This is a genomic window from Vibrio sp. FE10, assembly GCF_030297155.1.
Taxonomy (GTDB): domain Bacteria; phylum Pseudomonadota; class Gammaproteobacteria; order Enterobacterales; family Vibrionaceae; genus Vibrio; species Vibrio apostichopi.
In genome coordinates this window covers 3,572,898-3,593,724 of the sequence record NZ_AP028067.1, presented here as the reverse complement: position 1 = coordinate 3,593,724, position 20,827 = coordinate 3,572,898, and the positions used below count along the sequence as shown (strand labels likewise).

Annotated in this window: 15 protein-coding genes; 8 read left to right on the top strand and 7 right to left on the bottom strand. The window is 45.3% G+C overall.

The annotated features are described in order from the left end of the window. Positions 1–70: 70 nt before the first annotated feature. A complete protein-coding gene (gene rpoB / locus QUF19_RS16115) occupies positions 71–4,099 on the top strand; it encodes a DNA-directed RNA polymerase subunit beta (protein ID WP_017104578.1) in 4,029 nt (1,342 codons plus the stop codon). An 89-nt stretch (positions 4,100–4,188) separates the two neighbouring features. Then, complete coding sequence (gene rpoC, locus QUF19_RS16110; protein ID WP_102438409.1) at positions 4,189–8,391, top strand: DNA-directed RNA polymerase subunit beta'; 4,203 nt, start codon at positions 4,189–4,191, stop codon at positions 8,389–8,391. Between the two features lie 377 nt (positions 8,392–8,768). Here the strand turns inward: rpoC and rsd are convergent, their stop codons facing one another. Then, the gene (rsd, locus tag QUF19_RS16105; RefSeq protein WP_286294990.1) at positions 8,769–9,266 is read right to left on the bottom strand and encodes a sigma D regulator; all 498 of its coding nucleotides are present in this window, start codon (positions 9,264–9,266) and stop codon (positions 8,769–8,771) included. Positions 9,267–9,431: 165 nt separating this feature from the next. Between rsd and nudC the strand changes: the two genes are divergently transcribed. After that, a complete protein-coding gene (gene nudC, locus QUF19_RS16100; RefSeq protein WP_286294989.1) occupies positions 9,432–10,241 on the top strand; it encodes an NAD(+) diphosphatase in 810 nt (269 codons plus the stop codon). Between the two features lie 299 nt (positions 10,242–10,540). Next, on the top strand, positions 10,541–11,608 hold the full coding sequence (gene hemE, locus QUF19_RS16095; protein WP_029223216.1) for a uroporphyrinogen decarboxylase: 1,068 nt from the start codon (positions 10,541–10,543) through the stop codon (positions 11,606–11,608). A 107-nt stretch (positions 11,609–11,715) separates the two neighbouring features. Here hemE and QUF19_RS16090 read toward each other — a convergent pair whose 3' ends face one another. Beyond that, the gene (locus tag QUF19_RS16090) at positions 11,716–12,309 is read right to left on the bottom strand and encodes a uracil-DNA glycosylase family protein (RefSeq protein WP_286294985.1); all 594 of its coding nucleotides are present in this window, start codon (positions 12,307–12,309) and stop codon (positions 11,716–11,718) included. Continuing rightward, positions 12,309–13,235, bottom strand: coding sequence for a D-2-hydroxyacid dehydrogenase (locus tag QUF19_RS16085; RefSeq protein ID WP_286294983.1), 927 nt, complete (start codon positions 13,233–13,235; stop codon positions 12,309–12,311). Before QUF19_RS16085 ends, QUF19_RS16090 begins: the two co-directional genes overlap by 1 nt. A 71-nt stretch (positions 13,236–13,306) precedes the next feature. Between QUF19_RS16085 and QUF19_RS16080 the strand changes: the two genes are divergently transcribed. Next, complete coding sequence (locus QUF19_RS16080; RefSeq protein ID WP_029223215.1) at positions 13,307–13,894, top strand: YjaG family protein; 588 nt, start codon at positions 13,307–13,309, stop codon at positions 13,892–13,894. Positions 13,895–14,012: 118 nt separating this feature from the next. Here the strand turns inward: QUF19_RS16080 and QUF19_RS16075 are convergent, their stop codons facing one another. Beyond that, positions 14,013–15,173 (bottom strand): CNNM domain-containing protein, encoded by a 1,161-nt coding sequence (locus tag QUF19_RS16075; protein ID WP_286294979.1) that lies wholly within the window; start codon positions 15,171–15,173, stop codon positions 14,013–14,015. A 270-nt stretch (positions 15,174–15,443) separates the two neighbouring features. On the opposite strand from QUF19_RS16075, the gene hupA reads away from it, so the two are divergent. Both hupA and QUF19_RS16065 read left to right on the top strand, forming a co-directional pair. Then, positions 15,444–15,716: a nucleoid-associated protein HU-alpha gene (gene hupA / locus QUF19_RS16070; protein WP_017108607.1), complete on the top strand. Its 273-nt coding sequence runs from the start codon at positions 15,444–15,446 to the stop codon at positions 15,714–15,716. Positions 15,717–15,763: 47 nt separating this feature from the next. After that, positions 15,764–16,462, top strand: a complete 699-nt coding sequence (locus QUF19_RS16065; RefSeq protein WP_286294977.1) for a DUF1481 domain-containing protein — start codon at positions 15,764–15,766, stop codon at positions 16,460–16,462. 134 nt (positions 16,463–16,596) lie between these two features. Here the strand turns inward: QUF19_RS16065 and purD are convergent, their stop codons facing one another. Together purD and purH are read right to left on the bottom strand one after the other, a co-directional pair. After that, entirely contained in the window at positions 16,597–17,886 is a 1,290-nt protein-coding gene (gene purD, locus QUF19_RS16060) for a phosphoribosylamine--glycine ligase (RefSeq protein WP_065113617.1), read from the bottom strand. Between the two features lie 85 nt (positions 17,887–17,971). After that, positions 17,972–19,564, bottom strand: a complete 1,593-nt coding sequence (gene purH, locus QUF19_RS16055) for a bifunctional phosphoribosylaminoimidazolecarboxamide formyltransferase/IMP cyclohydrolase (RefSeq protein ID WP_065104159.1) — start codon at positions 19,562–19,564, stop codon at positions 17,972–17,974. A 324-nt stretch (positions 19,565–19,888) separates the two neighbouring features. Between purH and zntR the strand changes: the two genes are divergently transcribed. After that, complete coding sequence (gene zntR, locus QUF19_RS16050; RefSeq protein WP_029223214.1) at positions 19,889–20,320, top strand: Zn(2+)-responsive transcriptional regulator; 432 nt, start codon at positions 19,889–19,891, stop codon at positions 20,318–20,320. A 201-nt stretch (positions 20,321–20,521) separates the two neighbouring features. On the opposite strand, the gene fis is transcribed toward zntR, so the two are convergent. Then, positions 20,522–20,818, bottom strand: coding sequence for a DNA-binding transcriptional regulator Fis (gene fis, locus QUF19_RS16045; protein ID WP_004729744.1), 297 nt, complete (start codon positions 20,816–20,818; stop codon positions 20,522–20,524). Positions 20,819–20,827: the final 9 nt, after the last annotated feature.

Sequence of the window (20,827 nt, the reverse complement as noted above, 5' to 3'; positions counted from 1 at the left end):
GTTAGTCACTGTCCCACTCTAATGAGCGTTTGGACAGTTTGGGTCACTTATCAGCGAGCTGAGGAACCCCATGGTTTACTCTTATACCGAGAAAAAGCGCATCCGTAAGGATTTTGGTACTCGTCCACAAGTTTTGGACATTCCATACCTGTTATCGATCCAGCTTGATTCTTTCGATAAATTCATCGAACAGGATCCAGAAGGTCAATACGGTCTTGAGGCTGCTTTTCGTTCTGTATTTCCAATTCAGAGCTACAACGGCAATTCAGAGCTGCAATACGTTAGCTACCGTCTTGGTGAGCCAGTATTTGATGTTAAAGAATGTCAAATTCGTGGTGTAACTTACTCAAAGCCACTACGCGTTAAACTGCGTCTAGTTATCTTTGATAGAGATGCGCCTGCAGGTACTGTAAAAGACATTAAAGAACAAGAAGTCTACATGGGCGAAATTCCGCTTATGACAGACAATGGTACTTTCGTAATTAATGGTACCGAGAGGGTTATCGTATCCCAGCTGCACCGAAGCCCAGGCGTGTTCTTCGACAGTGATAAGGGTAAGACCCACTCATCTGGTAAAGTTCTTTATAACGCACGTGTAATTCCTTACCGTGGCTCATGGTTAGACTTTGAGTTCGATCCTAAGGATAACTTATTCGTACGTATCGACCGTCGTCGTAAGCTACCAGCATCGATTATCCTTCGTGCACTTGGTAAATCGACAGAAGAGATCCTAGATCTGTTCTTCGACAAAGTGAACTTCGAAGTGAAAGACCAAACTCTACTTATGGAGTTGGTTCCTGATCGTCTACGTGGTGAAACTGCGTCATTCGACATCGAATCAAATGGTAAGACTTACGTTGAGACTGGTCGTCGTGTAACTGCTCGCCATATCCGTCAACTTGAAAAAGATGGCGTTGAGCACATCGAAGTACCTGTAGAGTACATCGTTGAAAAGATTGCTGCGAAAGATTACATCAACGAAGCAACTGGCGAGATCATCGTTGGCGCGAACCAAGAGATCAGCCTAGAGGCACTTGCTAACTTATCTCAAGCAGGTCACAAATCTCTAGAAACTCTGTTCACGAATGACCTAGACCATGGTCCATTCATGTCAGACACTCTACGTGCAGATAGCACAGTAGATCGCATCTCTGCATTGGTAGAAATCTACCGCATGATGCGTCCTGGCGAGCCACCAACAAAAGAAGCTGCAGAATCGTTATTCGAAAGCCTATTCTTCTCTGAAGATCGTTACGACCTATCAACTGTAGGCCGTATGAAATTCAACAGCTCTATCGAGCGTGAAGAAGAAGAAGAGCGCGGTACTCTGGACGAATCAGACATCATTGAAGTGATGAAGAAACTGATTGGCATCCGTAACGGTAAAGGCGAAGTGGACGATATCGACCACCTTGGCAACCGTCGTATCCGTTCTGTAGGTGAAATGGCAGAAAACCAATTCCGTGTTGGTCTAGTTCGTGTAGAACGTGCCGTTAAAGAACGTCTAAGCCTTGGTGACCTTGATGCAATCATGCCTCAAGATCTTATCAACGCTAAGCCGATCTCTGCTGCAGTTAAAGAATTCTTTGGCTCTTCACAGCTTTCACAGTTTATGGACCAAAACAACCCATTGTCAGAAGTTACGCACAAACGTCGTATCTCTGCTTTAGGTCCAGGCGGTCTAACTCGTGAACGCGCAGGCTTTGAAGTACGTGACGTTCACGTAACTCACTACGGTCGTCTATGTCCGATCGAAACGCCTGAAGGTCCAAACATCGGTCTGATTAACTCGCTATCTGCGTTTGCGCGTTGTAACGATTACGGTTTCCTAGAAACTCCGTACCGTCGCGTTGTAGATGGTGTAGTAACAGAAGAAGTTGATTACCTGTCTGCAATCCAGGAAGGTCAATTCGTTATCGCACAGGCAAACACGGTTCTTACTGAAGAAGCGACGTTTGCTGATGAGCTAATCACTGCTCGTCAAAAAGGTGAATCTGGTCTTCACCCACGCGATCACGTTGACTACATGGACGTTGCGACAAACCAAGTAGTATCTATCGCTGCTTCGCTTATCCCGTTCCTAGAACACGATGATGCGAACCGTGCATTGATGGGTGCGAACATGCAACGTCAAGCTGTACCAACACTGAGAGCTGATAAGCCTCTAGTAGGTACAGGTATTGAACGTAACATCGCAGTTGACTCTGGTGTTACAGCGGTTGCTAAACGTGGTGGTCAAGTTCAGTCTGTTGACGCTTCTCGTATCGTAGTTAAGGTTAACGAAGATGAATTGGTACCTGGCGAAGCTGGTATCGATATCTACAACCTAACTAAGTACACGCGTTCGAACCAAAACACATGTATTAACCAACGTCCAACTGTACTTCCTGGTGAACCAGTTGCACGCGGCGATGTTCTTGCTGATGGTCCTTCAACTGACCTTGGTGAACTTGCTCTTGGCCAAAACATGCGTATCGCGTTCATGCCTTGGAATGGTTACAACTTCGAAGACTCGATCTTAGTATCTGAGCGCGTAGTTCAAGAAGACCGTTTCACGACAATCCACATCCAAGAACTATCTTGTGTGGCTCGTGATACTAAGCTGGGCTCTGAAGAGATCACAGCTGATATTCCAAACGTAGGTGAGTCTGCTCTGTCTAAACTAGACGAGTCAGGTATCGTTTACATTGGTGCTGAAGTTAAGGGTGGCGACATCCTAGTTGGTAAAGTGACACCTAAAGGTGAAACTCAACTGACTCCTGAAGAGAAGCTACTACGTGCTATCTTCGGTGAGAAAGCATCGGATGTTAAAGATACTTCTCTACGTGTACCAAACTCTGTTTCGGGTACTATCATCGATGTACAAGTCTTCACTCGCGATGGCGTAGAGAAAGACAAACGTGCACTTGAAATCGAACAGATGCAGCTTAAAGAAGCTAAGAAAGACCTTACTGAAGAGTTCCAAATTCTTGAGGGTGGCCTTCTTAACCGCGTTAAAGCTGTACTTCTGTCTGGTGGTTACTCTGAAGCTAAGCTTGATACGATCGGTCGTAAGCAATGGCTAGAGCAAGTTCTAGAAGACGATGCGCTACAAACACAGCTTGAGCAACTTGCTGAGCAGTGGGATGAGCTAAAAGCAGATTTCGATAAGAAGTTTGAAACTAAGCGTCGTAAAATCACTCAAGGTGATGATCTAGCGCCTGGCGTTCTTAAGATTGTTAAAGTTTACCTAGCGGTTAAACGTCGTATCCAGCCTGGCGATAAGATGGCGGGTCGTCACGGTAACAAAGGTGTAATCTCTAAGATTAACCCTGTTGAAGACATGCCATACGATGAAAAAGGTCAGCCTGTAGACATCGTACTTAACCCACTGGGTGTACCATCGCGTATGAACATCGGTCAAATCCTAGAAGTACACTTAGGTTTGGCTGCTAAAGGTATCGGTGACAAGATCAACCAAATGGTTAAGGAACAACAAGAACTGCATAAGTTCCGTGAGTTCCTACAGAAGGTTTATGATCTTGGTGATACTCGTCAGAAAGTTGATATTGCTGAACTGTCTGATGATCAAGTTCGTACACTGATCAAGAACCTACGTGGCGGTCTACCGATTGCTACTCCTGTGTTCGACGGTGCGTCAGAAGCGTTAATCAAAGAACTACTTAAACTGGGTGATCTGCCAGAATCTGGTCAGCTTAAACTGTTTGATGGTCGTACTGGTGATTCGTTTGAGCGTCCTGTAACTGTTGGTTACATGTACATGCTGAAACTGAACCACTTGGTTGATGACAAGATGCATGCTCGTTCAACTGGTTCTTACAGCCTAGTAACTCAGCAACCACTTGGTGGTAAAGCTCAGTTCGGTGGTCAGCGTTTCGGTGAGATGGAAGTATGGGCACTAGAAGCATACGGTGCTGCATATACTCTACAAGAAATGCTAACAGTTAAGTCAGATGACGTTAACGGCCGTACTAAGATGTATAAGAACATCGTAGATGGTAACCATAGCATGGAACCTGGCATGCCAGAGTCGTTCAACGTACTGTTGAAAGAGATTCGCTCGCTAGGTATCAACATCGAGCTAGAAGACGAAGAGTAATCCCTCTTTTTTAAAAGAAGATTGGATTACTTGGTAAAGGGGGCTCACTTTAGTCGGTGAGCTCCTTTAACTCCTTACAGGAGCTGAACGTGAAAGACTTATTAAACTTTCTAAAAGCACAGCATAAGACCGAAGAATTTGATGCAATCAAAATCGGTCTATCTTCACCAGACACGATCCGTTCGTGGTCTTTTGGTGAAGTTAAAAAGCCAGAAACAATTAACTATCGTACGTTCAAACCTGAACGTGATGGTCTGTTCTGTGCACGTATTTTTGGTCCAGTTAAAGACTACGAATGTCTTTGTGGCAAATACAAGCGCCTGAAGCACCGTGGTGTTATCTGTGAGAAGTGTGGCGTTGAAGTTACACAGACTAAAGTTCGTCGTGACCGTATGGGCCACATCGAGCTAGCTTCACCAGTTGCTCACATCTGGTTCCTAAAATCACTACCGTCTCGTATCGGTCTACTAATGGATATCCCTCTACGTGATATCGAACGTGTTCTTTACTTCGAAATGTACGTAGTAACTGAACCGGGTATGACTGATCTAGAAAAATCTCAGATGCTTACTGAAGAAGAGTATCTGGATCGTCTAGAAGAGTGGGGTGACGAATTCACTGCTAAGATGGGTGCTGAAGCGATCAAAGATCTGCTTTCAACAATGGACCTTCATCAAGAAGTGGAAGAAATGCGCGAAGAGTTAGAAACAACTAACTCAGAAACTAAGCGTAAGAAAGTTACTAAGCGTTTGAAGCTAGTTGAAGCATTCATCTCTTCAGGCAACAAGCCTGAGTGGATGATCTTAACTGTACTTCCAGTGCTACCGCCAGATCTACGTCCTCTAGTTCCACTAGATGGCGGTCGTTTTGCGACTTCAGATCTGAACGACCTTTACCGTCGTGTGATCAACCGTAACAACCGTTTGAAGCGTCTTCTAGAGCTAGCTGCTCCGGACATCATCGTACGTAACGAAAAGCGTATGCTGCAAGAGTCTGTTGATGCACTTTTAGATAACGGTCGTCGCGGTCGTGCGATCACTGGCTCTAACAAGCGTCCTCTGAAATCTCTTGCTGATATGATCAAGGGTAAACAAGGTCGTTTCCGTCAGAACCTTCTAGGTAAACGTGTAGACTACTCTGGCCGTTCTGTAATCACAGTTGGTCCATACCTTCGTCTACACCAGTGTGGTCTTCCTAAGAAGATGGCACTTGAGCTATTTAAACCATTCATCTACAGCAAGTTAGAAACTCGTGGCATGGCTACGACAATCAAAGCTGCTAAGAAAATGGTAGAGCGCGAAGAAGCGATCGTTTGGGATATCCTAGACGAAGTTATCCGCGAACACCCAGTACTGCTTAACCGTGCACCTACACTTCACCGTCTAGGTATCCAAGCGTTTGAACCAGTACTAATCGAAGGTAAAGCGATTCAGCTTCACCCACTAGTGTGTGCGGCATACAACGCCGACTTCGATGGTGACCAAATGGCTGTACACGTGCCTCTAACTTTAGAAGCACAGCTAGAAGCTCGTACCCTAATGATGTCGACGAATAACATTCTGTCGCCAGCATCAGGTGATCCGATCATCGTTCCTTCGCAGGATGTTGTATTGGGTCTTTACTACATGACACGTGACAAGATCAACGTGAAAGGTGAAGGTATGTACCTTGCTGGCCCTGAAGAGGCTGAAAAGGCATACCGTACTAAGACTGCTGAGCTACACGCTCGCGTTAAAGTACGTATCACTGAAACTGTAGTAGACGAAGACGGCAACAGCACAACGAACACTGGCCTAGTTGATACGACTGTAGGTCGTGCAATGCTTTGGCAGATCGTTCCTAGAGGCCTTCCGTACAGCATCGTTAACCAAAAGTTAGGTAAGAAGCAGATCTCTACTCTTCTTAACGAGTGTTACCGTAAGCTTGGTCTAAAAGACACAGTAGTCTTTGCTGACCAAATCATGTACGCAGGTTTTGCATACGCAGCACTTTCAGGTGTTTCTGTTGGTATCGACGATATGGTTGTTCCAGCGGCTAAGTACACTGAAATTTCTGATGCAGAAGAAGAAGTTCGCGAAATCCAAGAGCAATTCCAATCTGGTCTTGTTACTGCGGGCGAGCGTTACAACAAAGTTATCGATATCTGGGCGTCTACGAACGACCGCGTTGCGAAAGCAATGATGGATAACCTTTCTTCTGAAACAGTTATTAACCGTGACGGCGAAGAAGAACAGCAAGAATCGTTCAACAGCATCTACATGATGGCCGATTCCGGCGCACGTGGTTCTGCAGCTCAGATTCGTCAGCTAGCAGGTATGCGTGGTCTGATGGCGCGTCCAGATGGTTCTATCATCGAAACGCCGATCACTGCGAACTTTAAAGAAGGTCTAAACGTCCTTCAGTACTTTATCTCAACGCACGGTGCTCGTAAGGGTCTTGCGGATACAGCACTGAAAACAGCTAACTCGGGTTACCTAACTCGTCGTCTAGTAGACGTAGCACAAGACGTTGTAGTACACGAACATGACTGTGGCACGCATGAAGGTATCGACATGATGCCTCACATCGAAGGTGGTGACGTTAAAGTTGCACTTTCTGAGCTTGCTCTTGGTCGTGTAGTTGCTGAAGATGTTCTTAAGCCTGGTACTGAAGATGTACTGATTCCACGTAATACTCTGATTGATGAGAAGTGGTGTCAAATCATGGAAGACAACTCTGTAGATAGCATGAAAGTGCGCTCAGTTGTTACCTGTGATGCAGACTTCGGTTGTTGTGCACAGTGTTACGGTCGTGACCTAGCACGTGGCCACCTAGTAAACCAAGGTGAAGCAGTTGGTGTTATCGCTGCACAATCTATCGGTGAACCGGGTACACAGCTTACAATGCGTACGTTCCACATCGGTGGTGCGGCATCTACTGCAGCAGCAGAGAACAGCATCCAAGCTAAGACAACTGGTACTGTGAAACTTCACAATGCTAAGTTTGTAATCAACAAAGATAAGAAACTGGTTATCACTTCTCGTGCATCTGAGATGACGATTATTGATGAATTCGGCCGTACGAAAGAGAAGCACAAACTTCCTTACGGTTCGATGCTAACCAAAGGCGACAACGCAGCAGTGACTGCTGGTGAAGTTGTAGCTAACTGGGAAGCGCATACCATGCCAATCATCACTGAAGTGGCAGGTCGTATCCAATTCGTAGATATGATCGATGGTATTACAGTTTCTCGTCAAACTGACGATCTAACTGGTCTTTCTTCAAGTGAAGTAACAGACGCAGCAGCTCGCCCAGCAGCAGGTAAAGATATGCGTCCAGCTATCAAACTTGTTGATGAGCAAGGTAACGATGTAATGATCCCTGGTACTGATATGCCAGCTCACTACTTCCTACCTGGCAAAGCGATTGTAAACATCGAAGATGGCGCTGAAGTTGGCATTGGTGACACACTATCTCGTATCCCTCAAAAATCGAGCGGAAACAAAGATATCACCGGTGGTCTACCACGCGTAGCTGACCTATTCGAAGCTCGTAAGCCTAAAGAGCCTGCGATCCTTGCTGAGCACACAGGTACTGTGTCGTTTGGTAAAGAAACGAAAGGTAAGCGTCGTCTAGTAATCACTCGTGAAGGCGGTGACGCTTACGAAGAGATGATTCCTAAGCACCGTCAATTGAACGTGTTCGAAGGTGAGAAGATTGAACGTGGTGATGTAATCGCCGACGGTCCTGAAACTCCACACGATATCCTGCGTCTACGTGGTATCCACGCAGTAACTCAGTACATCGCGAACGAAGTTCAAGAAGTTTACCGCTTACAAGGCGTAAAGATTAACGATAAGCACATCGAGACTATCGTTCGTCAAATGCTACGTAAGTGTACAATCACTCATTCTGGTGACTCTCCGTTCCTACCTGGCGAACAAGTTGAGTACCACAATGTTAAGATTGCTAACCGTAAGCTAGAAGCTGAAGGTAAAGAACTAGTACGTTTCGAACGTGATCTACTAGGTATTACTAAAGCATCTCTTGCAACTGAGTCATTCATCTCAGCTGCATCGTTCCAAGAAACGACTCGCGTACTAACAGAAGCTGCGGTTTCTGGTAAGCGTGATGATCTTCGCGGTCTGAAAGAGAACGTAATTGTTGGTCGTCTGATCCCAGCTGGTACTGGTTTCGCATACCACCAAGAGCGTCAAAAGCAACGTGAAGAAGAGCAAGAAGGTCCTTCAGCTGAACAAGCTACTGACAATCTAGCAGCACTTCTAAACGCTGGTTTCTCTTCAGAAGAGTAAGCTCTACGAGTAGTCTCTAAGAGATAAGAAAAAAGGCACCTTCGGGTGCCTTTTTTGTATCTGTCGTTTGGCTTAAGTCGGATTAATCTTGCAGGGGCAGACTTGTGTCTTTGGTACAAGTTTCAAGTGAGTTATGTGTTTCATTTCAGGGGTAATAGAGCTAAGGACGTTGCTGCCTCTACGGATTTATATAGAGAAACGAAAGCTGGGTGTGTAGGTTGCTGAGGTGCAGTAATGTGTGCGGATAGATAGCGATAAGAGAGTATCAATGTGTTGAATGCTATCAAGCCCTAGGCTTCTGGAGGTAGATGATGCTTGTGATTTTTAGACAAAACAAAAAGCTTGCACAGAGGCAAGCTTACAAGATAGTTAGCCAACTATGCTCCTGGCGGAACCGCTAGGCTATCGGCAATTTGCTGTATCAGTTGATCTTCAACCTCAAACCTCGCCTCAATAATCTCACCAATCAAAGATAAATCACTGTCAAAGCTTTCTAATGCGTCGTTGGCTTCGATGGCGGCGTACTTATCGGTAAAGTTAAGCAGTGGTTCTGTGGTAAGGACGATATGACCATAAGATTGGTTAATTTCGTCTGTTGCTTTGAAGCCAGTAGACTGCCACTTGTCCATCACCATGTCATAGATTTTGAAATGACCTTCGGAGATGTAATCAACAAGATGTTGGCTGAATTTTTGGAGCGCTTCTGGAGAAGGTAGTTCGGTGATTGCCGTTGCTTTCGACGATGAAGGCTGTAGAGCGGCAAGCTTACAATACTCAACGATTAGAGACTGTCGAGTTTCGAGCCAATGATCGATGACCTCATTAGAGCCACCCCATTGTTCTTGTATTTGTTTGAATTTATTTAGCATGACCATGTCCTCATGATCTGATCACAACCTTGTGATCATGGTAATTGCCTAAGCAAGGTCCGTTTATTGGTAACTACTAAAAGTAATAGCTTGAAATATTCTCTGCTACAACTCTAGTATGAAATTAGATTGCCAGTAAAATGAACGAACTGCAAGCAATGAGGCATAGGGATGATAAAAAAAAGTGATACAAAAATGACAGAGCAAGCTTACTGGTGCGTCGTTTCTGGTAGTGATATTTGGGTTAATAATGATCAGTTTCCTTATGGCTCGGCTGAAGAGCTAGGGCTGAGTGTTGAACACGCTATCTGTATTGGTCAGCATCAAGGTCGTCAGGTCTATTGGCTCAACGACTGCGATGTCGAGAGTGAACTGACCATGGTCAACTTACGTGAGTTATTGCACTGGTCTGAATCGAATTTTCTTATGGCAAGTAAGGCTATCCAGTACGGCCACATGACTCAAAGTATGCGTTTTTGTCCACAGTGCGGCGGTCGCAATCACCTGAATCATAATCAGGTTGCGATGCAGTGTGGCGACTGTCGAACTCTTCATTACCCTCGTATCTTCCCATGCATCATTGTCGCTGTGCGAAACGACAACACGATATTGCTTGCGCAGCACCCAAGACATAAAACAGGCATGTATACCGTGATAGCGGGCTTCCTAGAGGTTGGAGAAACCTTAGAGCAGTGTGTGGCGCGAGAAGTCAAAGAAGAAACGGGTATCGATGTGAGTAATATTCGTTACTTTGGTAGTCAGCCATGGGCGTTTCCATCGAGTATGATGATGGCCTTTCTCGCTGACTATGCTGGTGGAATGCTCAAACCAGATTACAGTGAACTGTCGGATGCCCAATGGTTTGATGTAACAAGCCTGCCGGATGTCGCTCCAGTTGGCACCATTGCGAGACAATTGATTGATAAAACAGTCGATGATGTGATGAAAGATGAAATGACGGAGCAGGCGCTCGAGCACTAATTGGCCTGTGATGGTATTTGGCCTATAGGTGGTCAAAAGCTAAAAAAAACCCTCCACAAGTGGAGGGGGTAAGTAAGATGTCGTTATGAGATGCTGAGTAGTGACTACTCAGATGTTATAATTGTAATTTTCGCTAGCGAACAAATTTTTAACATGCGCCTGCAATTGGGTGCAAATTAAGCATTGATTTAAAAGTTAATAACTTGATCTAGGTTGCAAAGCACACAGCTTTTACCCCTCAATCAGTGTTAGAATACTTGCCATCAAAACTAGACAAGATTGAATTGGAATTGAACGGAATGACCGAATTAAAAAATGATCGCTATTTACGCGCACTTTTAAAGCAGCCTGTTGATTGCACTCCAGTATGGATGATGCGCCAAGCGGGTCGCTATCTTCCTGAATACAAAGCAACGCGTGCAGAAGCAGGCGATTTCATGTCTTTGTGCAAGAACGCGGAACTAGCATCAGAAGTAACACTTCAACCTTTGCGTCGTTTCCCTCTTGATGCGGCAATCTTGTTCTCTGACATCCTAACTATCCCAGATGCGATGGGTTTAGGTTTGTACTTCGAAACAGGTGAAGGCCCTAAATTTGAGCGTCCGATTACTTGTAAAGCTGACGTAGAGAAGATTGGCCTACCTGATCCAGAAGGCGAGCTTCAATACGTAATGAATGCCGTTCGTCAGATCCGTAAAGATCTGAAAGGCGAAGTGCCACTGATTGGTTTCTCTGGTAGCCCTTGGACACTGGCAACTTACATGGTTGAAGGCAGCAGCTCGAAGGCGTTTACTAAGATCAAGAAGATGATGTATGCAGAACCACAAACACTGCACTTACTTCTAGATAAGCTTGCTGACACTGTTATTGAATATCTGAACGCGCAAATTAAAGCGGGTGCACAATCTGTAATGGTATTCGACACATGGGGTGGTGTACTTACTCCGCGTGACTACAACCTGTTCTCACTGCAGTACATGCACAAAATTGTCGATGGCCTAATCCGTGAAAACGAAGGTCGCCGTGTGCCGGTTACTCTGTTCACTAAGAACGGTGGCATGTGGCTAGAATCTATCGCAGCGACTGGCTGTGATGCAGTTGGCCTAGACTGGACAATCAATATTGCTGATGCAAAAGCACGTATTGGCGATAAAGTGGCTCTACAAGGCAACATGGATCCATCAGTACTTTACGCACAACCTGAGCGTATTCGTGAAGAAGTCGGCACTATCCTTGAAGGTTTCGGTGACGGCGGTACTGGCCACGTATTTAACCTTGGCCATGGTATTCACCTAGATGTGCCACCAGAAAATGCTGGTGTATTTGTGGACGCAGTTCACGACCTATCTAAGCCATACCATAAGTAATTCAGTATGTGTTTTTAGAAAAAGCGCTGTCGAGAAATCGGCAGCGCTTTTTTATTACCTTTTATCCGCATCCAATATCGGCTTAATCATCATTGATGTGCAGCTAATTAGGTATTTGGATCATGGTAGGCCAAATGCTTTGATACGTGCTTCCTGATATAGGGAATGACTTCACTTTCGAACCATGGGTTCTTTTTGAGCCAGATGTTATTACGTGGTGAAGGGTGGGGAAGTGGCAAAATTTCTGGAGCCCAAGCCTGCCAGTTACGCACTGTTTCAGTGAGTGTGCTGGTGGCTTTATCTTTTAGATAATAGTTTTGCGCATACTGACCAATCAGCAAGGTCATTTGAATGTTGGGCAATGATTGCAGCACTTTTTGGTGCCATAGCGCGGCGCACTCTTTTCGTGGCGGTAGATCGCCACTTTTGCCCTTTCCTGGATAGCAAAAACCCATTGGGACAATCGCGACTTTTTGCTCGTCATAAAACGTATCGCTATCCATCCCTAACCATTCTCTTAATCGCTCGCCACTGGCATCATTCCAAGGGATAGATGATTCATGAACCTTGATACCGGGTGCTTGCCCTATGATTAACAAGCGCGCGTTTGGGTGTGCCTGAATCACTGGGTTTGCACCGTGTGATAAATGGGGTTCACAAGCGGTGCATTGTCGTATCTCGGTGAGCAGGGATGAGAACATCAGTAGCCTTTATCAAAATCAATGATGTGATTAAGTGTAAAGCCATCTCGCCATTGTTGGTAATTACTGGCGAAGATCTCCACGACCTGTCTCGGCTCACTTAGAGCCGCAATGTGAGGGGTGATGGTGACTTGCGGTAATTTCCAAAACGGGTGTTCTTGCGTAAGAGGCTCGCATTCAAAGACATCCAAGAAAGCGTGTTCAACCCATTTATTCTTAATCGCAAGCAGTAACGCTTTATTGTCTATGCTTTCCCCACGGCCCACATTAAACAGCAATGCGTTAGAGCAGTAGCTTAAGGTGGTTTGATTCAGCAGTTGGTAGGTCTCATCCGTTGATGGCAGTGTGTTCACTACAATATCCGCTTGTTTGAGCGCCGCTTCTAATTCATTAATGTGGAAGGTGTCTTTAAAGGTTTCTTGTTTTGATGGGATACCTGTTCGGTTGACTCCAATGGTATGGATACCAAACGCAGAAGCGGTTTTCGCTAAATGGCTGCCAATTGACCCTGTTCCCAAAATTACCATGGTTTTGTCGGTTAGGCTGGTATAAAGCTGCGGCTGCCAGTTTCGCTGTTGTTGCTGCTGGTGGTAATGAGTGAAGTGTCTAAAGTGGCTGATTGTGTAACCCAATACGTATTCGGCAATGGCAGGGCCGAAGATGCCTTTGACGTTGGTCAGTGTGTAGTCCTGACGCAAAGTCGGCTGGGTTAATTTGTTGATCCCTGCATAGATACTTTGCACCCAATCTAGATGCTTAAACTCATCAAGACGCTCTGCTATGAGGGGAGGAGAGGCCAAGACGATCTCCGCTAACTCGGGGTTTGTGGTGATTTCTAGGTCAGGTAAATCTCGGTTTACAATCAGTTGCGTGTAAGTATCGTCATGCTCGGTAAGAATATAGAGCTTATTCGTAAAATTGTTCATCGGCTTATCTTTTCCCCCCAGGGTTTATCAAGTACACTTTCGCTGTCTTTTTCTGCAATTATTGAGTGACTATGCTTCAGAATCCATTGCAGGTTCGTCTTGAAAAGTTAGAACCTTGGCAACAAATTACCTTTATGGCGTGTCTATGTGAGCGTATGTATCCTAACTATGCCATGTTTTGTGAGAATACAGAATTTGCGGAAGCTCGAATCTATCGTGATGTTTTGGATAGCATTTGGGAAATCCTAACGGTTAAAACGGCAAAGGTGAACTTTGAGCGTCAACTTGAGAAAGTAGAAGAGCTATTCCCTAGCGGTGATGATTTTGATTTTTATGGTGTTTATCCAGCAATGGACGCATGCCAAGGCTTAGCAACGTTAATACACGGCCTGCTTGATCGTGAGCACATGCTTGAATCGGTAATTAAAGTGAGCCAACAGTCGGTTAAGACGGTTGCAGAGCTTGAATTTGCTCAAGGTGCTGAAGAAGTCACGAATGAAAACCAGAAAGAAAATGAAGCGGTGTGTGAAGAGTGGGACGTTCAATGGGCGATCTTCCGACCACTTCGTGAAACGACAGAGCGCGACCTTGAACTGATTAAAGATCTACGTCATGAACTGCGTGAAGACCCAGTGAGCAACATTGGTGTTGCGTTATAACGGATGTTGAGTTGTAGCGAATAGAATTAAAAATAAAGGCTCCCTAGGGAGCCTTTGTTGTATCTGACGCTCTCAAATTTTGATTAAGCGTCTTTTTTTGTTTCTTAGCTTTTAGCTTTTAGTTCTGAGCTTTGTCTTTGGATGCATTATCTTTTGATGCGTCGTCATCCGTTGATTTTGAATCTGAGGCTTCGTTGCCTGCTGGAGTTTCTTTCTCTAGCTCGTCCTCTTCATCGCGGTTTTCGATAACACCGTGTGTCTCTTTCCATTTTTCCCAACGCTGAAACGCCAGTTCTTGCATGTCTGTGGTCTTGTCCGCTTCATCAACGATCTCTTCGCCAACTAAATGCTCAAAAATATCTTCTAGGGTGATGATGCCCTGAATTGTGCCGTATTCATCAACAACCAAAGATAATTGCAGGCGATTGGCCATCATTTGGTCAAAGGCTTTAGCTAGGCCCATGTTGTTTAATAATACGTGGATAGGGCGCATGACTTCGCCTAACGCTTTTTCGCCGCAACCCGCTTGTTGCAATCTAAACAGCTCCAGACGGTGAACAAAACCAATGATATTGTCACTTTGCTCGCTGTAGACCAATGGACGTGAGAACGGCGTGTCTTTGTGTTTCTCAAGGAACACATTGACGCTCATCTCTGCATCTACACGGAATACAACCGGGCGCGGTGTCATGACTTGGGTAACCGGCACGTCTTGAATGCCTAATAAGTTGCTTAGGATTTTTGATTCGCCTTCCGCGAACTCGCCACTCTCTTTGGCCAAAATAGCCATCGCTGATAGTTCGTCACGCATCTTAGGTGCTTGGTGACCACGAGCTAGACGTTTAGTAATTTGCTCTGAGAACCAAACAAATGGAGTTAGGAAGAACACCATCCAACGCAGTACCGTTGACGATGCTGGAGCAAGTTGACGCCAGTAGGTCGCACCAATCGTTTTTGGAACAATCTCAGACAACACCAGAATGCCCAGTGTGAGCACGGCAGAGAATACACCTAGCCATTGGCTACCAAAAACAACAGCAGCTTGTGCACCTGCGGTTGCCGCACCAATAGTATGTGCGATGGTGTTGAGCGTTAAAATTGACGCGAGCGGGCGATCAATATCTGTTTTCAGTTTGTCTAAAGACGCGGCTGCAGGGTGCCCATTTTGTTTTAGTTGAGCAATGTAGCTCGGACTAATACTCAAAAGTACAGCTTCCAAAACAGAACAAATGAAAGAAACTCCAATAGCAATGGAGACGTAAATAGTTAGCAGCAGCATGTTTGCCCTTAAATTAAATTGTACGCTTTGTCAGCGATTCAAGGTGGATTATAGAGAATAAGTAGTGACTAGGTCATCATTAATTTCACTCTCAGCCCCTTTTAAACAAGGGCTTACTCAATAAAATCAGTAACAAATTGTGAGTTATTACTCATATTATGGCTAAAACTACGGCATTAGAGCTAAAGATCGACGACAAACCTTTGCCAGATAGGGCATTTATGTTTTAGAGTTAATTGAATTCGAAAATACTAAGAAGGGAAACCTAAAATGAACAAGACTCAATTAATCGACTTTATTGCTGAAAAAGCGGACCTTTCGAAAGCACAAGCTAAAGCGGCTCTAGAAGCAACTCTTGGCGGCGTGACTGAGACTCTTAAAGATGGCGATCAAGTTCAGCTAATTGGTTTTGGTACTTTTAAAGTAAACCACCGTGCAGCTCGCACTGGTCGTAACCCAAAAACTGGTGATGAGATCCAAATCGCTGCTGCAAATGTTCCAGCATTTGTTGCAGGTAAAGCGCTGAAAGATTCAGTGAAATAATCTAAACTGTACCGAGGTAGTTTTACTCTCACCTCGGTACAGGTTTTATGAAAAAAGCATTTCTTCTCGTTTCACTGTTATCTACATTTCTTATCGGCTGTTCTTCAACAAGCCCCGGCAAAAACCTAGAGCAATTTGAAACCTATACCGGCGGCCAAGTCATGGGCGACGCGACAAGTTTCTTCTGGGTCACCAACAAGCTAACACAACCACACACTTCTGCTGACTACGTCACAATGGGCGACTATGGCTGGTACAAAACCGACTATGCTTGGTCTGATGGTGTACTGCGTGAATTTATTCGTGAAGGCGAGCTACGTGACGATTCACAAGCGTTAGCACCTTATCGTGTTCATGTACGCTTTAATCAGTCTGGCGAGGCCGTGTATCAACAATACCGTATCGGTAGCAAAATCTTGCCACTTCAATCAGAGCAGCTGGAAAACTATCAAAAGCAGGCGCTTTCGGTTCTCGATATCACAGAGAAGCAAAATGATGAAGGATTGGAACTTCTTCAGGGTTATTGGAACGGTGAGATATTTGAGACGTGTTCAGGCGATCAATTCGAGTACTTTGAGTTTAACAAGACCTTACCAAGAATCGTTGTCAATCGTCTTGCTTCAGTAGAGAGTTATGGTGCTCTTGTTGGCAAGGTATCGCTACGTAAGGTGTCGGTCGCGGAGTTGTTGGTATTAGCCGATGAAAACCATCAATGCATTCAAAGGCCATCACTCCTCAGTGAGTAAAGAGCATTTGACCTACGATAGGCCAAATGCTTTATAAGCGAACATAATGAATTTTAAATATTAAAAAGGCGCCCTAGGCGCCTTTTTTGATTCAGCTAACTGTAATGAGTTAGAGATAGGTTGCTCGAGAGAGGTTACTGCTCTTGCTCGCGCGCAATCGCACGGTAACCAATGTCATTGCGGTGGAACATACCATTCCAGCTAACTTGCTTAGTTAACGCGTAAGCGCGCTCCTGAGCTTCAGAAACCGTGTTACCCAGTGCGGTTGCACATAGCACGCGGCCGCCGTTTGTCACAACGTCGCCAGCTTCGTTATTTGTGGTACCCGCGTGGAAAACCTTTTGGCCTTCAACTTCGTTTGTCGGCAGTGAAATCACATCACCTTTTGCGTAGTCAGCAGGGTAACCGCCAGCCGCAAGAACAACACCGATAGAAGCGCGTGGATCCCACTTAGATTCTGCTTCGTCGAGTTTCTCGTCGATAGCCATTAGGCAAAGCTCAACAAGATCCGACTCCATACGCATCATAATAGGTTGCGTTTCTGGGTCGCCGAAGCGGCAGTTGTATTCGATAACTTTAGGTGTGCCGTCCGCATCGATCATTAGACCAGCGTAAAGGAAACCTGTGTAAGGTGCGCCTTCTGCATCCATACCACGTACCGTTGGGTAGATAACTTCTTCAAGGATACGGTTGTGGATTTCTGGAGTTACCACTGGTGCAGGAGAGTAAGCACCCATGCCGCCTGTATTAGGGCCTGTATCTTTGTCGCCAACACGTTTGTGATCTTGGCTGGTGGCCATAGGAAGCACGCTAGAACCGTCAACCATTACGATGAAGCTTGCTTCTTCGCCTTCAAGGAATTCTTCGATCACTACGCGGCTGCCTGCTTCGCCAAATGCGTTGCCTGCTAGCATGTCTTTGATTGCATCTTCAGCTTCTTCAAGGGTCATCGCAACGATAACGCCTTTACCTGCTGCAAGGCCGTCAGCTTTTACTACGATTGGAGCGCCTTGCTCGCGAACGTAAGCGATAGCTGGCTCAATCTCAGTGAAGTTTGAGTAGTAACCTGTTGGGATCTCATGACGAGCTAGGAAGTCTTTGGTGAAGGCTTTAGAGCCTTCCAGTTGTGCCGCCGCTTGAGTTGGGCCAAAGATTGGTAGGCCAACTTCGCGGAATGCATCAACTACACCAATAACCAATGGTGCTTCAGGACCAACGATAGTCAGTTCGATTTTTTTCTCTTGAGCAAACGCCACTAAACCTGCGATGTCTTCAACACCGATGTTTACGTTCTCAAGTTTTGGCTCAAGTGCAGTACCTGCGTTACCTGGAGCGATGAATACCGTTTCAACATTTGGGTTTTGTGCAGCTTTCCAACCCAAAGCGTGTTCTCTACCGCCAGCACCGATGATTAATACGTTCATGTTTCAATCCTTAAGTCTTTAATTCTTAAAAGCCCCTCAAAATTGAGAGGCTCGATAGCTACTAATTGTTTAGGTGAACTAAATATTAGTGGCGGAAGTGACGCATGCCCGTAAAGATCATCGCCATGCCGTGTTCGTCTGCTGCTGCGATAACTTCGTCATCACGCATAGAGCCGCCCGGTTGGATAACACACTTGATGCCCGCTTCTGCTGCCGCGTCGATACCGTCACGGAATGGGAAGAATGCATCTGATGCCATCACACAACCTTCAACCTGTAGACCTTCGTCTGCCGCTTTGATGCCTGCGATTTTTGCAGAGTAAACGCGGCTCATTTGGCCTGCGCCCACACCAACCGTCATGTCACCTTTCGAGTAAACGATCGCGTTAGACTTAACGTACTTCGCTACTTTCCAGCAGAACAATGCATCTTTCAGCTCTTCAGCAGTAGGTTGGCGCTTAGAAACGACTTTAAGGTCATCTTCAGAAACCATGCCTTGGTCGCGGTCTTGAACTAGCAGGCCGCCGTTAACGCGTTTCACGTCAAAGCCTGTTGTCTTAGTCGTCCATTCGCCACACTCAAGTAGGCGAAGGTTTTTCTTAGCTGCGACGATTGCTACTGCTTCAGCAGAAACAGAAGGTGCAATGATAACTTCAACGAATTGACGCTCAGTGATAGCCGTTGCTGTTGCAGCGTCTAGTTCACGGTTGAATGCGATGATGCCGCCAAATGCAGACGTTGGGTCTGTTTTGAATGCACGGTCGTAAGCTTCTAGGATGTCTTCACCTAGTGCTACACCACATGGGTTAGCGTGCTTAACGATCACACATGCTGGCTGGTCGAACTCTTTCACACACTCGAGTGCTGCGTCAGTATCAGCGATGTTGTTGTAAGAAAGTGCTTTACCTTGGATTTGACGAGCTGTAGATACAGACGCTTCTTCAGGGTTTGCTTCAACGTAAAATGCTGCTGCTTGGTGGCTGTTTTCACCGTAGCGCATGTCTTGCTTCTTCTCGAACTGTTGGTTGAACGTGCGAGGGAATTTGCTCTCTTCATCACCTTCTTTGTTCTCACCGTAAGATGGAACCATAGTGCCGAAGTAGTTTGCGATCATGCCGTCGTAAGAAGCCGTGTGCTCGAATGCGGCGATAGCGAGGTCGAAGCGAGTCTCTAGTGTTAGAGATTTCTCGTTCGCGTCCATTTCAGCCACAACACGCTCGTAGTCGTGTGCGTTTACAACGATAGTCACGTCTTTGTGATTTTTCGCAGCAGAGCGAACCATTGTAGGACCACCGATGTCGATGTTCTCAACAGCGTCAGCAAGGGTACAACCTTCTTTAGCAACGGTTTCTGCGAATGGGTATAGGTTTACAACAACCATATCGATAGGGTTGATACCGTGAGTTTCCATCACGTCATCATCTTGGCCACGACGGCCTAGAACACCACCATGAACTTTCGGGTGCAGAGTCTTAACACGGCCATCCATCATTTCTGGGAAGCCAGTGTAGTCAGATACTTCTGTTACAGAGATGCCTTTTTCAGCAAGCAGGCGAGCAGTGCCACCGGTAGATAGGATATCTACACCACGGTTAGCAAGAGCTTGTGCAAATTCAACGATACCAGTTTTGTCTGATACGCTGATGAGAGCGCGGCGAATTGGACGAGCGTTATTCATGCTTCCATCTTCCTCAAATTCATGGGGTTAAAATAAAGATATTTGCCAAAAAAGAACTTGTTTCTATCTTCTCAGCGTGGAGTATCTTAGATACCAGTAAGAGATAAAATATTGGCCAGTTTTGGTAAAGACCTTTTGGGTGTTCTTATAATCAAGCTATAAGATAACCAACTCCAAATTTGATGGCGCAGATTCTAACTAATTTATTACAAAAAAGCTCGCGCAATCGTTTGGCATCTCAAAATTAATTATGAAAAGTGCCATTTCAGCCTGAAAAGTAACAACAAGGTTAATAGTGGAATGGATGAAAGAATAGGAAAAAGCATGTTTCAGATTGGCGAATTGGCGAAAAGATGCGGTGTGACAGCCGATACCTTGCGTTTTTATGAGAAGAATAACCTGATTGCACCAGCTAGTCGCAGTGAGTCAGGTTATCGTCTGTATGATGAAAATAACCAAAAGCAGGTGACGTTTATTCTCAAATCTAAAGAGTTAGGGCTGAGTTTAGATGAAATCAAAGAATTGTTAGAGATTCGCCTTGAAGCGACTCAACACAGTTGTGCTGAAGTGAAGTCGATTACTTCTTCTAAGTTAGAAATGATTGATGAAAAGATAACGGAGCTTACTAAGATTCGAACGGCACTCAAGAAGATTAATGATGCCTGCTGTGGTCACATAGATGACGATGCGAGCCATTGTTCGATTCTGGCTGCCTTGGACTCAGCAAACCTTGAGAAGGGACGTTGTTGTAGCTAAGCAAGTCGATAGCAGCTGATTTGCATTCGTTGGGTATGTTGCTTTGCTGTCTTACAGCCTTATTATTTATTGCCTTACAACCTTGTTATTCAACCAGACAGGCTTGTTCAGCGACATAATAAATAGGCCCCAAAAAAGCAAAAAAAAGCCAAACTCAATAAATGAGCTTGGCTTTCAATTCAATTAATTACGAAAGAACGATTAGTTCATGCCGTATTTTTTAAGTTTCTTGCGAAGAGTACCGCGGTTAATACCCATCATGGTTGCTGCGCGAGTTTGGTTACCGCGAGTGTACTGCATGATAGTGTCTAGTAGTGGCTGTTCAACTTCAGCTAATACTAATTCGTATAACTCGCTGACTTCTTGACCGTTTAATTGAGCAAGGTAATTTTTCAATGATGCTTTAACTGAGTCACGTAGAGGCTTCTGCGTGATTTGGTCTTGTGATGTAACTGTAGTTACTGTCAATGCTTCTGAAGTCAGATTTTGTTCGAACATATTCGGTCT